We start from the raw sequence: 13,715 nt of genomic DNA on the forward strand, positions 1-13,715 counted from the left end.
GAAAAGGCGGGGACTGCGGCGGCAACCCCAGTAAGCGCAAAGGACCCCCGCCTTGCTGGCGGGGGTCCTTTGGCAAGCAGTACACTGGCCGGCGCTGGTTCAGGCCGGCACGGGAATGCCTAACGTACGCGGATGGCTACCGGTCCGGAGCCAACATTGGCGCTGAAGACCACGGTGTCGTTGCCGTTGAAGCCGCCGTGGACGGCCATGCCGTTACCGGCGTAAACGGCGATGTGGGCCATGCCGCCGCCACCGTCGGCGTAGTACAGCAGGTCGCCGGGCTGGGCCTGCGACATGGGCACGGTGTCACCCAGCGACAGGTAGCCTGCCGGCCAGTCGTGGAAGTGGATGCCGACGGCGGCCAGTGCGTTGGTCACCAGCATGGTGCAGTCCTGGTGCACGCCGAGCTGGGCGTAAGCGGCGGAGAGGATGGCTGCACCCTTCCCGCTTGCGGAAACCTGGGGGGCGGGAGCGGTGGGAGCAGAGGCCGTAACAACCTTGGCCGTGGCCTTGGGAGCAGCAACAGGCTGCGCCACCGGAGCGGGAGCAGCTTCCTGCACCTGGACCTGGGGCTCAGGCTCTGCGACGGGAGCCGGCGTGGTGGTGACGGCAGGCTTCTCGTAGCTGATGGCAATGGTGGAAGCTGCGGAAATCGGGGCGTCGACGGCGGATTCGACTTCCAGCTGGGACGCCGGAGCGGAATCGCGCTTGACGTTGGCGTCGGCAGCGTTGGCTGCGAGGCCGCTGGTCAGGACCAGGCCGGAAGCCGCAGCGATAACAGCAGCCTGGCGGCCCATGCCACCGGCGTTGTCGCTGACAGCTTTGGCAATGATGGCGATCGAGTTGGTTTTGGTGACCTCGGCGCGGTGCCGTGCGGTAGCACGAGTCGTCATGAGTTCTCTCTTTCGTTTTTCCTTCGGACCGCGTGTAGGCAGGCAAAGGGGGCTGGACGCGCCGGCATCTTGGGGGTACGCCGGCGCATCCCGAACGGGGATCTGGTTTCTAGCGGAAAAGCTGTGGGCAAAGAAATAGCCCTTGGAGCGCTAAGCCCAAGAACTACTTGTTGAGGTGGTAGTACGAAGAGGTACCGGTGGCTGCGGGCGAGTGCAGCAGCGTGCCCTGGGAGGGGTTAAGCGCGCTGATCATCATGCCGTTGCCGACGTAGATGCCTACGTGCGCGCCACCATTCTGGACAACGAGGTCGCCCGGCTGCGGGGTGGAGGTGGGGGTCATGATGCTCCACGCGTTGGTGCGGGGGATGCTGATCCCGGCCTGCGCGTAGACCCACTGGACGAACCCGGAGCAGTCCCAGCCGGTGACCGGGCTGGTGCCGCCCCACACGTAGGCGTGGCCGATGCCGGTGTAGGCGATGGCTGCAATGCCGGAGGTTGCGGCGGACACAGTCTCGGCGGCCTTGGCGGCGGGAGCGGCGTCCTGGCCTGCGGTCGCGGTGGCGGCGCGCTCGGCTGGTGCGGTGGACTGGGGACGCACCGCTTCGACCTTCGGAGCGGCGGTGGTCTTGACGACCGGGCGCTCGAAGGAAACCGTCGCCGTGGGGGCAGCGGTGACGGCCAGTGCAGTCTGTGCCGAGCCGGATTCGGTGGATGCAGAGACACCGGCGGTGGTGTCAGCTGCGTTTGCCGGCAGGCCCATGCTCAGGATGAGGCCCGATGCGGCTGCCACTACGGCAGCCTGGCGGCCTACGGTCCCGGCATTTGCACTCACGGCCCTGGACACGGCGTCCAAGGGGCTGGTGCGAACCGTTTGCGCACGGTGGCGCGCAGAATGATGGCGTGAAGACACGAAGGTAGCCTCTCCCAATGCCTGCGAGGTGAGCTGTCGGATTCGGATGGGAGTCACCCGGCCACACTGCTTCCTGGGAAGCTCGTGACTTAACCCCAAGGCCTTCTGGAGAGAAGGCCAAAATTGGTTCCCCCGCCCCTGCCAGACGATGAAATGCGAACGGACCTTGAGCGGTGGCAGAGTTAGGCAATCCACTCAAGAGCGTCAACTTCGGAAAAGTTGACGCGAGTTAGACGGTACAGCAGTTTTGTTTCAATGTCACATTCAGGTCACGGCAGGTCACTGCGATCTGAGAGTGAGCAATCATTCGGTTACAGCCAGCCCATGGGATCGACCACTTCGCCGTTGACCTGCACCTCGAAGTGCAGGTGGCAGCCGGTGGAGGCACCCGTAGTGCCGCTGAGTGCCACGACTTCTCCACGGGAGACCGTCTGGCCCACCTTGACGTTGAAGGACGACAGGTGGTTGTACGTGGTTTCCAGCCCGTTGCCATGGTCGATGACCACCCGGTTTCCGCCGCCGAACTGGTGCCAGCCCGCGAAGGTAACGGTGCCGGTCGCAGCGGCCAGGACGGACGTCCCGCATTGCGCCACGAAGTCCTGGCCTCGGTGGAAGTCGCCGGAGCCGCCGGTAATCGGGCTCACCCGGTATCCGAACGGTGAGGCGGTGGTGAGGGTGGCAAGTGGTGCAGCCAGGGTGCCGGCCGACGCGGCCCGGGTGACCGAGCCCGCTGACTGGGCGCTCAGGAGCTGCTTGAGCTTCCCGTCGGGGTCAGCCTGGGTCACCACGGCCGAGCGGCTGAAGTCGATCTGGGCGCCAATATCGGCGGAAATCTGCGGCTGCGGACTGACGGAGGATGCCGCCAGGGGCGCGTTGCCGGACGCATCAGTGGCCATGACCGGGCTGGTGGCGGGCACTGTGACCGTCAGCACCAGGCCGGTGGCGGCCAGGGCGATTCCGGCCTTCTGGCCGATCCCGCTTGCGGCGGCGAATTCCGTTACCTGCCGCAGGGGCCCCCGGCGGCGGCGCGCGTCGCGATGCAGATCGCGGGGGCGCTCCGCTGCTGCGTCTTCGACAACCCGGGGTGCCGAAGGGGGGCTGGCTGCGCGGCGGCGCCCCCTGGAGGTCTGCGTGGTCAAGAAGGGTTCCTCTCTGGAAAAGCCTGCGGAGTTAGCTGTCGGATTCGGGTCAGAGAGATCAAGGACCCGGCCCGTCACGGCAAGCTTCTGCACAGGGGTATTCCCGGAAGAATCCTTCACTGGAGAGGCTTGCTGCTGACGGACTTCACCCCAAGGCAGTCCCCCGCTGCCGCTTGTGGTTCCCCCGCCTCTGCCAGTAACAACTCGTGCACCCGATCCGCTGGCAGAGCTCGGCTCCGGATCGGGTAACGCTTAAGTATCAACGAATGGTTCCACTATAGGGCCTTAAGACCCTAGGTAACAATTCCGTTATCTTTGCTTGGAAGTGCCTCGTCGGGGTACAAGGCCGGGCGTCAGGCCTGGGCCACGGCAACGAAAACGTGGGCGGCGACCTCGGGCGGCAGCTCCAGTGCGCCCTCGATGCCAGAGACCCGCACGGAGATGTAATCACCCACGCGTTCCAGCGCCACGGCGGCACCGGGCCGGATTCCGCCTTCGTCAAGTTGCGCCAGCAGTTCCGGTTCCACCTGGATTGGTTCAGCGAGCCGGCTGATGGTGACAACAGAGGCCGGAGCATAGCCCTTCATGGCCTCGACCAGGCTGATGGCCCCGTCGGCGCCACCGCGGGCAGGCTGTCCACCCAAAGCGGCGAGCCCGGGGATGGGGTTGCCGTAGGGCGATTCGGTGGGGTGGTCCAGCATCTCGTAAATGCGCCGCTCAACCCGCTCGCTCATGACATGTTCCCAGCGGCAGGCTTCGTCATGCACGTAGGCCCAGTCCAGGCCGATGACGTCGGCCAGCAGGCGTTCGGCCAGCCGGTGCTTGCGCATGACCTCGGTGGCCCGCTTGCGGCCGGTGTCCGTAAGTTCCAGGTGCCGGTCACCGGAGACGACCACGAGCCCGTCGCGCTCCATCCTGCCGATGGTCTGGGACACGGTAGGACCGGAGTGGCGCAGGCGCTCGGCAATACGGGCCCGGAGGGCGACGATGTTTTCTTCCTCAAGCTCCAGGATGGTCCTGAGGTACATCTCCGTAGTGTCGATCAGATCCGTCATCCAGCTCAGCTCCTCGAGCGCAGTACCTTGCGTTGTCCCACCGTATCGCCTCTTCCCGCGAGGTAGTTCGGGGGCCAGCTTAGCCTATTTTGAGTTTGTCCGAATAGCCGCGCTTCCTGCGGTACCGCACGGGCGGCCCGTCTCAATGTCTGGACTTTGGGCCCGCCGGCTCCCGCCGCCCCTGCCATTCAGGCAGAATGGTGAAGGCCCGCTGCGCAGCCATCGCCTGCTGCCGGCCGAGCCATGACCCGCCCGTCCGGACCAAACTTTCGTCCCCGCCGAATTGGAGCACCTGTGAGCGACACCAGCATCACGATCCCCGCCGACCTCCTGCCGAAGGATGGGCGGTTCGGCGCCGGCCCGTCCAAGGTCCGCCAGGAACAGATCGATGCGCTGGCAGCAGCGTCCAAGACCATCCTCGGCACCTCGCACCGGCAGGCGCCGGTCAAAAACCTGGTGGGATCTGTCCGCGAAGGGCTGAGCCAGTTCTTCCGCGCCCCGGAGGGCTATGAAGTGGTCCTCGGAGTGGGCGGCTCCACCGCTTTCTGGGACGTCGCCAGCTTCGGCCTCGTGGAGAAGAAGGCCCAGCACCTGTCCTTCGGCGAGTTCGGATCCAAGTTCGCCGCCGCTACCAACAAGGCGCCCTTCCTGGAGGCGTCCTCGATCATCAAGTCCGAGCCGGGCACGCGGCCGGCGGCCCAGGCCGAGGCCGGCGTTGATGTTTATGCCTGGCCCCAGAACGAGACCTCCACCGGTGTGGCTGCCCCCGTCACGCGCGTTTCCGGAGCCGACGAGGGATCGCTGGTCCTGGTGGACGCCACCTCCGCGGCCGGCGGCCTGGACGTGGACGTTGCCCAAAGCGACGTCTACTACTTCGCCCCGCAGAAGAACTTCGCCTCCGACGGCGGCCTCTGGCTGGGCCTGTTCTCCCCCGCCGCGATCGAGCGTGCCGCACGGATCAAGGCCGCCAACCGTTGGATCCCGGACTTCCTGGATCTCCAGACCGCGATCGACAACTCCCGCCTGAACCAGACGTACAACACGCCGTCGCTGTCCACGCTGGTCACCCTGGACGCCCAGGTCCAGTGGCTGAACGCCAACGGCGGCCTGGATTTCGCGACCGCACGCACCGCCGACTCCGCCGGACGCATCTACAGCTGGGCGGATGCCTCCGAGTTCGCCACCCCGTTTGTGGCCAAGGCGGAGGAACGCTCCAACGTCATTGCCACCATCGACTTCGACGAGTCGGTTGATGCGGCGGCTGTAGCCAAGGTCCTGCGCGCCAACGGCATCGTGGACACTGAGCCCTACCGGAAGCTGGGCCGCAACCAGCTGCGCATTGCCACCTTCGTGGCCATCGAGCCCAGCGATGTCTCAGCCCTGCTGTCCAGCATCGACTACGTGGTGGGCGAGCTGCGGAAGTAGGCGCGGAGAACAGTCAGGACAACATACGACGGCGCCGCCCGGGTTCATCCCGGACGGCGCCGTTTTCGTTTGTCCCCGGCCGGGGTGGCCGGCTTCCCGGCGACGGGTGCGGTCAGGCTTCCGCCTGGGTGCCGGCCTCGTCTGTTGGATCCTCCGCCGCTGTTTCCTGGCTTGCGGATTCCGGGGCAGCCGTTTCCTGGCTGTCTGCTTCGGACTCCTGCTGCTGGTCCTCGGGGCGGACACGCTCGGCCCAGGGCACCCACTCCGGGGCCAGGATCGAATCTTCCGACGGCAGGAGGCCCAGCTCATTGACCGTGACTACTTTCGAGCGGGAGTTGCGCGTCAGCACCGCGTACCACTGCCACCCCGCGTATCCGGGCAGCCTGGACTCAAACAGGTGCGTGACCAGCCGGTCGCCCTCGCTCTTGGCGGCCAGGTGCGGCCCGATGGTGCCCGCAGGCGTGATGCCCTCCACGGCGGTCCGGGCATTGTCCACGGCGGCGGCCAGGAAAGCGTCCGGCTTGCCGGTGCGCCACACGGGCACGCCTGCCTTGCGCTTGGGGGGAGTCTTGGCAGCCTGCTCCTGCACCGGCGTGCCCGGCTGTTCAGAATCGGGAGTCATGGGCGCCTAAACGTCGAGCTCGTCGGCGACCTTGCGGAGGGCGGCAGCAATGGCCTTGCCCTTGTTGCCGTCCGGGTACTTGCCCTTGGACAAGGTCCCTGACAGGTTGTCCAGGACCGTTACCAGGTCCTGGACCAGCGGGGCAAGGTCCTTGGCGCTCGGGCGCTTGGCCTTGGCAATAGAGGGAGTCTTGTCCAGGACGCGCAGGCCCAGCGCCTGGGCGCCCTTGCGTCCGTCGGCTACGCCGAACTCCACCCGGGTGCCGGCTTTGAGCTCGCTGACGCCTTCGGGCAGCGACGACTTGGGCAGGAAGACCTCCTGGCCGTCCTCGCCCGCGAGGAACCCAAAGCCCTTATCCTTGTCATACCACTTGACCTTGCCGGTAGGCACGTAATCAACCTTCTTCGTTCTGCTGTCATGAGACACGGCCGGCCTCCACCGCATCCGCATGGTTGTGCGGGTTCAGGGTATGGCGAACCGGGACCGTGTTGGTCTGTATGCTTCAAGGTTATCCTGCCGCATGGCCTATCGACGCTTTGGGCGGCACTGTTCCGCCGCAGGCGCAAGGCCCCGCTTTACCCGCACCGCGCCGGGCGCGGTAGCGTTGCGTCCATGACTCCCTCGCGTTACCGGCGGCCGCTGATGGTCCTCGCCGCAGTTGTTGCCGTGCTGTCCCTGATAGCCGTGGCAGCTGTCATGGCCCTGGCCTTCGCCGGTTCGGTAGCCCCCACCTGGATCACCTACACCGCGCTGTACGGCCTTCCCGTAGCTTTCATCCTGATGCTCCTGCTGGTCCTGGACGGAGTTGCCGCCCGGCGGCGGGCGGGAAGGGCCCAGCAGCGGTAACGTTGGACTGATGTCCCTCATTCGCGCGCTTGGCAAGGACCTGGAGGCACGCAGCGACGATTCGTTGCGGGCGTTGTTCGCCGCGCGGCCGGACCTCATCACCCCTTCCGTTCCTGACTTCGCTGCCCTCGCAGCCCGCGCGAGCTCCCGGGTCAGCGTCCAACGCGCCCTGGAGCGGCTCAACCGTCCCCACATGCAGGTCCTGGAGACCCTGCACCTGTGCACCAACACCGACACCGGGCACAGCGCCTCCGCCGAAGCCGTGCACAAACTGATCCACGGTTCCACACTTGCCACTGTCGACCGAATCCTGGCCGGCCTGCAGGAGCTCGGCCTGGTGCACCCCGCCGCTCCCCCGCACGGCACGCCGCCACCGGCGGCCAGCCAGCCGTACTACCTCCCCGTGGGCTCGCTCAAGGATGTGGTGGGAATCTATCCGGCCGGCCTGGGGCGCAGCTATACCGAACTGGTCCGCCTGCAGCCGGCTTTCGCCCAGCGGGCGGTACAACTGGTCTCAGAACTGCACCGCAGCGGCTTCGCGATCCACGATGCCACCACGCCCATGGAAGCAGCACTGGCCCTTCAGCACTGGACGTCCTCACCGGAGGCCCTGCAGGACATCCTCGCCGGTGCCCCGGAACGGACGACGGCGCTGCTCGCCAGGTTCCGGAACTGGGCCATGGGTGCCGTCCCCCAGGCACAGCGGAAAGCATCGGTCACGACGGAAGGGTCCGACGTCGGGCCTGTTGACTGGCTCCTTGCCCGCGGGCTGCTGGTTCCGCTGGACGCAGCCCACGTGGAACTGCCCCACAGCGTGGGACTGGCTTTGCGCGGCGGTGCGATCATCAATGACTTCACTTTGTCGCCGCCGGTCCCGGAGCTTGGCCGGACCACGGCGGCGCTGCGCAGGAACGCGGCCCTGAGCGCCATCTCCGAAACCCTGCGGCTGGTCTCCGAGCTGCTGCACGCCGTCCGGGAACACCCCCTTGCCACACTGCGCAGTGGTGGCGTGGGCGTCCGCGAAGTGCGCCGCCTGGCCGAACACCTGCGGATAGACCAAAGCGCGGTCGGCCTGCTCCTGGAGCTGTGCGGGCTGTCCGGCCTGATCCGCCTCGACGTCGACTCCTCCTCGTGGGTACAGCCGCCCGAACTGGAATGGCTGGTCCTTCCCCGGCAGGAACAATGGCTGTGGCTGGTGAACGCCTGGCTGGCCAGCGAACGCGTGCCGTCCATGGTGGGCCAGCCCGTGAACTCAGCCCCGGGCGCAGCGGCGGTCCGGTCAGCGGCCGGAGCCACCATCGCCGCACTGTCCGCCGGGGCGCAGCGGCCTGACGCTCCGGTGGTCCGCAAACGGATCCTGGAGATCCTGCATGAGCTCACCCAAGAGGTGTCCGCGTCCGACGGTGCCGCGCCCGTGCTGGACGCCGCCGCTGTCCTGCAGCGCGCCGAGTGGTCGCAGCCGCGGATGGCCAGGCGGTTCAGCTCGCTGATCCGCGGCGTGTTGGCCGAAGCGGAGCTGCTGGGCCTGGTGGGCTCGGGGGCGCTGAGCCAGTTAGGGAGTGCTTTCGCCGAAGACAACCCCGATGCCGCCCTCGCCATCCTGGGCGAACACCTGCCGGCGGCCCTCAACCATGTGCTGCTGCAGGCCGACCTCACCGCGGTTGCGCCCGGCTACCTCACTCCCGCGCTGACCGAAAAGCTCCTGGCCATGGCCGACGCCGAGGGGCAGGGACCGGCCACGATCTACCGGTTTTCCGGGGCATCCATCAAGCGGGCCCTGGACCACGGCTACGACGCCGCAGGCCTGCTAGGCTTCCTGCGTGAACACTCCGCGACGGCGGTGCCCCAGCCGCTGGAGTACCTCGTGGAGGATACGGCCTCCCGGCATGGCAGGCTCCGCGTGGGCCAGGCCGCCAGCTTCATCCAAAGCGATGACGAAGCTGCCCTGCGCGAGCTGCTGGCAGGGCCCAAGGCCGCCCAGCTGGGCCTGGCCAGGTTGTCGCCAACCGTTGTCACGTCGTCGTCGCCGCCGCGTGAACTCGCCACCGCCCTCCGGAGCCTCGGGCTGTCCCCGTCCGTGGACGGCGCTGAACCCGCCCACCTGCGCCGTGCCGCCCCGGCGCAGGAAAGCAGCCGCCCCGTCTACACGGCACCGAGGATGGCGCCGCCGGCGGAGGACGTTGAAGCCCAGCTGGCGGTGCTTCGGAAGGCGGGTCCCGGCGTCGGACATCTTTCCGGCACCGCTGCCGGCAGTGAGGCAGCCACCCAGCTGGGGCTTGAGGCACTCCAAAGGGCCATCCGGCTGAAGCAGCGGATCCACATGAACGTGGTGGACAGCCTGGGGAATGCCAGCCTGGAAATCGTTGTTCCGCTCTCTGTGAGCGGGGGCAGGGTCCGGGTGTTCGATCCCGCAAAGGACACAGAGCGGGTCCTGTCCGTGCACCGCATCATCGACATCGAGGCTGCAGAGGAACTGCGCCAGTAAAGGATTCCCCGCGTGACCGACGGACCACTGATCGTCCAAAGCGACAAGACCATCCTCCTCGAGGTGGACCACGAACTGGCCACCGAGGCCCGGCACGCCATCGCGCCTTTCGCCGAGCTGGAACGGGCACCCGAGCACATGCACAGCTACCGGCTGACCCCGCTGGGGCTGTGGAACGCCCGCGCCGCCGGGCTGGACGCGGAAAAGGTCCTGGACGCCCTGCTGAAGTATTCCCGCTTCCCGGTCCCGCATTCCCTGCTGATCGACGTCGAGGAAACCATGTCCCGGTACGGCCGGCTGCGCCTCGAAAAGGATCCCCGCCACGGCCTGGTCATGCGCACGGATGACTACCCGGTCCTGGAGGAAGTGATCCGCGCCAAGAAGATCGCACCGCTGCTGGGGCCCAGGATCGACGGCGAGACGGTAGTGGTACACGCCTCCCAGCGCGGCCAGCTCAAGCAGCTGCTGCTGAAGATCGGCTGGCCTGCGGAGGACCTTGCCGGCTATGTGGACGGCACCCCGCACCTTATTTCCCTCAACCAGGACGGTTGGGAGCTCCGCCCCTACCAGCGCCTGGCCAGCGAGAACTTCTGGGCGGGCGGCAGCGGAGTGGTGGTACTTCCCTGCGGCGCGGGCAAGACCCTGGTGGGAGCTGCCGCGATGGCCACCGGATCCACCACCACGCTGATCCTGGTCACCAACACCGTGGCAGCCCGGCAGTGGAAGGACGAACTGCTCCGGCGCACGTCCCTCACCGAGGAGGAGGTGGGTGAGTACTCGGGCGCGCTCAAGGAGGTGCGGCCGGTGACCATCGCTACCTACCAGGTGCTCACCACCAAGCGTGGCGGCATCTACCCGCACCTGGAACTCGTGGACGGACACGACTGGGGACTGATCATCTATGACGAGGTCCACCTCCTGCCGGCACCGATCTTCCGGATGACCGCAGACCTGCAGGCCCGGCGGCGCCTTGGGCTCACCGCGACGTTGGTCCGGGAGGACGGGCGCGAGGGCGAGGTCTTCAGCCTGATCGGGCCCAAGCGCTACGACGCGCCGTGGAAGGACATCGAGTCGCAGGGCTATATTGCACCGGCGGACTGCGTGGAGGTCCGCGTGGACCTGCCCAAGGATGAGCGGGTTGCCTATGCAATGGCCGACGACGCGGACAAGTACCGGCTCTGCGCCACGTCCGAGTCCAAGACGCTGGTGGTGGAACAGTTGGTGGCCCGGCACGCCGGAGAGCAGTTGCTGGTCATCGGCCAGTACATCGACCAGCTGGACGAGCTCGGCGAGCGCCTGGAGGCACCCGTCATCAAGGGTGACACCCCGGTGAAGGTCCGGCAGAAGCTCTTTGACGCCTTCCGTGCCGGGGAACTGCAGACCCTGGTGGTGTCCAAGGTGGCCAACTTCTCCATCGACCTGCCGGAGGCCTCCGTGGCCATCCAGGTTTCCGGCTCCTTCGGTTCACGGCAGGAGGAGGCCCAGCGGCTGGGCCGGCTGCTGCGGCCCAAGAAGGACGGCCGCGCCGCCCGCTTCTACTCCCTGGTGGCCCGGGACACCCTGGACCAGGAGTTCGCCGCCAAGCGCCAACGGTTCCTTGCCGAGCAGGGCTACGCCTACCGGATCATGGACGCCAAGGACGTGCACGCCGCGGAATAGTCCGCAGCGTGCACCCCTCTTAGCGGATGTATTCGGAGCTGTCCCGCTCTATGGTTCCCGTCCGGGGATCAAGCTGCGGACGTTCATACGCCAGCTCACCGCCGCTCCTGCCACCATAGGGGCGGCCGTGATCGGCAAACTCCTCGCGGAAGAAGGCCAGGCACCACTGCCCCATCTGGATCCTCGCTCCGGTCCGCAGGACCGAGGGACCGGTCCTGGACACACTGCCGCTGACCGGGCCGTGCGGCACCAGGACGTATTCATCCTGCCCGTCGTGCCTGATTTCTGCGTGGAGTTCTTCCAGGCCCTCAAGCTGGACATCGGATCCGGGACCGCTGCCAATCGTGGTGACGTCCTCCGAGAGGGCAACCTCCCGGGGGATCTGGCCGGTCCAGGTGGCGGCATCCTGGACAAAGATCAGCCGCGGCCGGCCGCCGCCCCGGGCGTAGTGGGTGGTGGTGATGCGCCGGATGATCTTCCGCTGGACAGTGGGGACCAGCGGAAACGGTGTGGACGGGGGCAGCAGGGGCACGCCCCTGGGCCGCCGCCTGCCTTGCCGGAGCAGCGGAAGCAGTGAGCCGAGGTTGCCCAGCTTGATATGCGGCGAGCGCGTCACCAACCGCTGTGATGCAGGTGCGTCCACCTTGCCGAGGCTGACGATGTTTCCATCAGGACCTGCCACCGTGACGCGGACCCCCTTGCGGGCCAGCAGGTCCGCCAGCGGCCGGATCTCCTCCAGGGGCGGCAGTCCAGCGCCTGCCAGTGGCGCCAGTCGGTCCAGGGACACGGTTACCTCAGTACCGGCAGCGGTGGCACGCCCGTTGCTGACCGCCCCGGACTCGTCCGTGTACGAGAAACCCAGATCGATGTCCAGGCGGTTCTCCGTCATGTCCGTCAACCGCGGTTCGAATCCGATCCTGCCGCGTCCCGGTCGCTGGTGGTGACGCGCAGGCTTCCGTTGAGTTTCCAGGTGGCACGCGGTGCGTCCGGTCCGATGTCACGCGGAACTTCCACGGTCATGTCAACGAACTGGTAATTGATTGCCGCGCCTTTGCCGGTGAGATAGGACCACATCTCCTCGGCAAGGTCCGCCCAGTCCCGGATGCTGCGTTCACTGGCAGCGGGTTTTTCAGTGGCACTCAGGTCAGTCATGATGGTCGATCCCCTTCGATGGGCCAGGAGCTATCGGATAACTACCGCTATTGGAAGGAGCCACCGGGGCGGCAGGGAGCAGCTGCCGGTGGTCCTGTGGAGCGCTGGTGCCGGGCTTGACCGTCCGGCAAGCATCACTGTATTCCCGCACTACGGGCTGGGGAAGATGCGGGAAGCGGAACGTTCTCGACGCGGATTGGGTTCCCGCGTGCGGAACGCCGCACACGGACGCACACTGGAACCATGACTACAAGAATTGTTCCGGCCGTCCCCGGGCCCGGGCAGGAGTCCGTATGGGACTATCCCAGGCCGCCGCGGATTGAACCCAGCAGCGAACGGGTACGCATCGTCCTGGGCGGGGAGCTGATCCTGGACACCACCGATTCCCTGCGGGTTCTCGAGACCAGCCATCCGCCGGTGTACTACGTCCCCAGGTCGGCATTCGCCGAGGACGCGCTGGAGCCTGCGTCGGGCAGCAGCTTCTGCGAGTTCAAGGGCTCGGCGAAGTACCTCACCGTTCGCGGCGGCGGGAAGGAAGCGGAGGGCGCCGCCTGGTCCTACCCCGAGCCGGCGTCCGGGTTCGAGGCCCTCGCCGACCGGGTGGCCGTCTACCCCGGCCGGATGGACTACTGCGAGGTGGACGGGGAACGGGTCCAGGCGCAGCCCGGCCGCTTCTATGGCGGCTGGATCACCAGCCGGGTGGTGGGCCCGTTCAAGGGCGAACCGGGAACCATGGACTGGTAACCGCAAGCCCACCTCCATCATGCTCACAACGAATATCCAGACAACTCCCAGAGACTGGGAGCATGATGGGAACATGAACAAGAACGGTCCAGAAGCCCGGCTGCTCGTCGTCGATGATGAACCCAACATCCGCGAGCTCCTCTCCACGTCGCTGCGGTTTGCCGGTTTTGAAGTGGTCTCCGCCGCCAACGGCCGCGATGCCCTTGCCGCTGCCGATACCCACGCCCCCGACCTGGCCGTGCTGGATGTCATGCTCCCCGACATGGACGGCTTCACCGTGACCCGCCGGCTCCGTGCCTCCGGCAAGCACTTCCCTGTCCTCTTCCTGACCGCCAAGGACGACACCGAGGACAAGGTCACCGGCCTGACGGTCGGCGGTGACGACTATGTCACCAAACCCTTCAGCCTGGACGAAGTGGTGGCCAGGATCCGGGCCGTGCTCCGCCGCACCCAGCCGCTGCTGGACGACGACGCCGTCATCCGGGTGGACGACCTGGAGCTCGACGACGACGCCCACGAGGTGCGGCGCGGCGGAACCGTCATCGAACTGTCCCCCACCGAGTTCAAGCTGCTGCGCTACCTCATGCTCAACCCCAACCGGGTCCTGTCCAAGTCGCAGATCCTGGACCACGTCTGGGAGTACAACTTCAACGGCGACGCGTCCATCGTGGAGTCCTACATTTCCTACCTGCGGCGGAAGGTGGACATCGACCCGGAGGCGCCGGCCCTGATCCAGACCAAGCGCGGCGTGGGCTACGTCCTGCGGACGGCTGAAAAGCGCTGAC

The 13,715-nt window shown here is 67.0% G+C and carries 14 protein-coding genes and 2 riboswitches; of the genes, 6 read left to right on the plus strand and 8 right to left on the minus strand.

Annotated elements, in window-relative coordinates:
• Positions 1-119: 119 nt before the first annotated feature.
• The 4 genes from AC1DIP_RS12810 to AC1DIP_RS12825 all read right to left on the minus strand — a co-directional run bounded on the left by AC1DIP_RS12810 (position 120) and on the right by AC1DIP_RS12825 (position 3,997).
• Positions 120-893 carry an NlpC/P60 family protein gene (locus AC1DIP_RS12810; RefSeq protein ID WP_476209419.1) on the minus strand — a complete coding sequence of 258 codons (774 nt, stop codon included), beginning with the start codon at positions 891-893 and terminating at the stop codon, positions 120-122.
• A 163-nt stretch (positions 894-1,056) separates the two neighbouring features.
• Positions 1,057-1,737, minus strand: coding sequence for an NlpC/P60 family protein (locus AC1DIP_RS12815; RefSeq protein ID WP_476209418.1), 681 nt, complete (start codon positions 1,735-1,737; stop codon positions 1,057-1,059).
• A 70-nt stretch (positions 1,738-1,807) separates the two neighbouring features.
• A riboswitch (cyclic di-AMP (ydaO/yuaA leader) is annotated at positions 1,808-1,986 on the minus strand.
• 128 nt (positions 1,987-2,114) lie between these two features.
• On the minus strand, positions 2,115-2,942 hold the full coding sequence (locus tag AC1DIP_RS12820; RefSeq protein ID WP_476209416.1) for a peptidoglycan DD-metalloendopeptidase family protein: 828 nt from the start codon (positions 2,940-2,942) through the stop codon (positions 2,115-2,117).
• Between the two features lie 4 nt (positions 2,943-2,946).
• Positions 2,947-3,147: riboswitch (cyclic di-AMP (ydaO/yuaA leader) on the minus strand.
• A gap of 148 nt (positions 3,148-3,295) precedes the next feature.
• Entirely contained in the window at positions 3,296-3,997 is a 702-nt protein-coding gene (locus AC1DIP_RS12825; RefSeq protein ID WP_477733968.1) for an iron-dependent transcriptional repressor DtxR, read from the minus strand.
• Between the two features lie 294 nt (positions 3,998-4,291).
• On the opposite strand from AC1DIP_RS12825, the gene serC reads away from it, so the two are divergent.
• A complete protein-coding gene (serC, locus tag AC1DIP_RS12830) occupies positions 4,292-5,422 on the plus strand; it encodes a phosphoserine transaminase (RefSeq protein ID WP_477733969.1) in 1,131 nt (376 codons plus the stop codon).
• Positions 5,423-5,534: 112 nt separating this feature from the next.
• On the opposite strand, the gene AC1DIP_RS12835 is transcribed toward serC, so the two are convergent.
• Both AC1DIP_RS12835 and AC1DIP_RS12840 read right to left on the minus strand, forming a co-directional pair.
• On the minus strand, positions 5,535-6,044 hold the full coding sequence (locus AC1DIP_RS12835) for a DUF3027 domain-containing protein (protein ID WP_477733970.1): 510 nt from the start codon (positions 6,042-6,044) through the stop codon (positions 5,535-5,537).
• Positions 6,045-6,050: 6 nt separating this feature from the next.
• Positions 6,051-6,434 carry a cold shock domain-containing protein gene (locus tag AC1DIP_RS12840; RefSeq protein ID WP_476209408.1) on the minus strand — a complete coding sequence of 128 codons (384 nt, stop codon included), beginning with the start codon at positions 6,432-6,434 and terminating at the stop codon, positions 6,051-6,053.
• Between the two features lie 222 nt (positions 6,435-6,656).
• On the opposite strand from AC1DIP_RS12840, the gene AC1DIP_RS12845 reads away from it, so the two are divergent.
• Genes AC1DIP_RS12845 through AC1DIP_RS12855 form a run of 3 tightly spaced genes read left to right on the plus strand, consistent with a single transcriptional unit; the run spans position 6,657 to position 11,034 of the window.
• Positions 6,657-6,890 (plus strand): hypothetical protein, encoded by a 234-nt coding sequence (locus AC1DIP_RS12845; protein ID WP_476209406.1) that lies wholly within the window; start codon positions 6,657-6,659, stop codon positions 6,888-6,890.
• Positions 6,891-6,900: 10 nt separating this feature from the next.
• Positions 6,901-9,375 (plus strand): helicase-associated domain-containing protein, encoded by a 2,475-nt coding sequence (locus AC1DIP_RS12850; protein WP_477733971.1) that lies wholly within the window; start codon positions 6,901-6,903, stop codon positions 9,373-9,375.
• A gap of 12 nt (positions 9,376-9,387) precedes the next feature.
• Positions 9,388-11,034, plus strand: coding sequence for a DNA repair helicase XPB (locus tag AC1DIP_RS12855; protein WP_477733972.1), 1,647 nt, complete (start codon positions 9,388-9,390; stop codon positions 11,032-11,034).
• 19 nt (positions 11,035-11,053) lie between these two features.
• On the opposite strand, the gene AC1DIP_RS12860 is transcribed toward AC1DIP_RS12855, so the two are convergent.
• Both AC1DIP_RS12860 and AC1DIP_RS12865 read right to left on the minus strand, forming a co-directional pair.
• Positions 11,054-11,923: an FHA domain-containing protein gene (locus AC1DIP_RS12860; RefSeq protein ID WP_477733973.1), complete on the minus strand. Its 870-nt coding sequence runs from the start codon at positions 11,921-11,923 to the stop codon at positions 11,054-11,056.
• A gap of 5 nt (positions 11,924-11,928) precedes the next feature.
• Entirely contained in the window at positions 11,929-12,186 is a 258-nt protein-coding gene (locus tag AC1DIP_RS12865; protein WP_141158041.1) for a hypothetical protein, read from the minus strand.
• A 243-nt stretch (positions 12,187-12,429) separates the two neighbouring features.
• Between AC1DIP_RS12865 and AC1DIP_RS12870 the strand changes: the two genes are divergently transcribed.
• Positions 12,430-12,930, plus strand: a complete 501-nt coding sequence (locus tag AC1DIP_RS12870) for a DUF427 domain-containing protein (protein ID WP_477733974.1) — start codon at positions 12,430-12,432, stop codon at positions 12,928-12,930.
• A 73-nt stretch (positions 12,931-13,003) separates the two neighbouring features.
• Positions 13,004-13,714 (plus strand): response regulator transcription factor, encoded by a 711-nt coding sequence (locus tag AC1DIP_RS12875; protein WP_056331118.1) that lies wholly within the window; start codon positions 13,004-13,006, stop codon positions 13,712-13,714.
• Position 13,715: the final 1 nt, after the last annotated feature.

This window comes from Pseudarthrobacter sp. 05T312 (genome assembly GCF_056396685.1).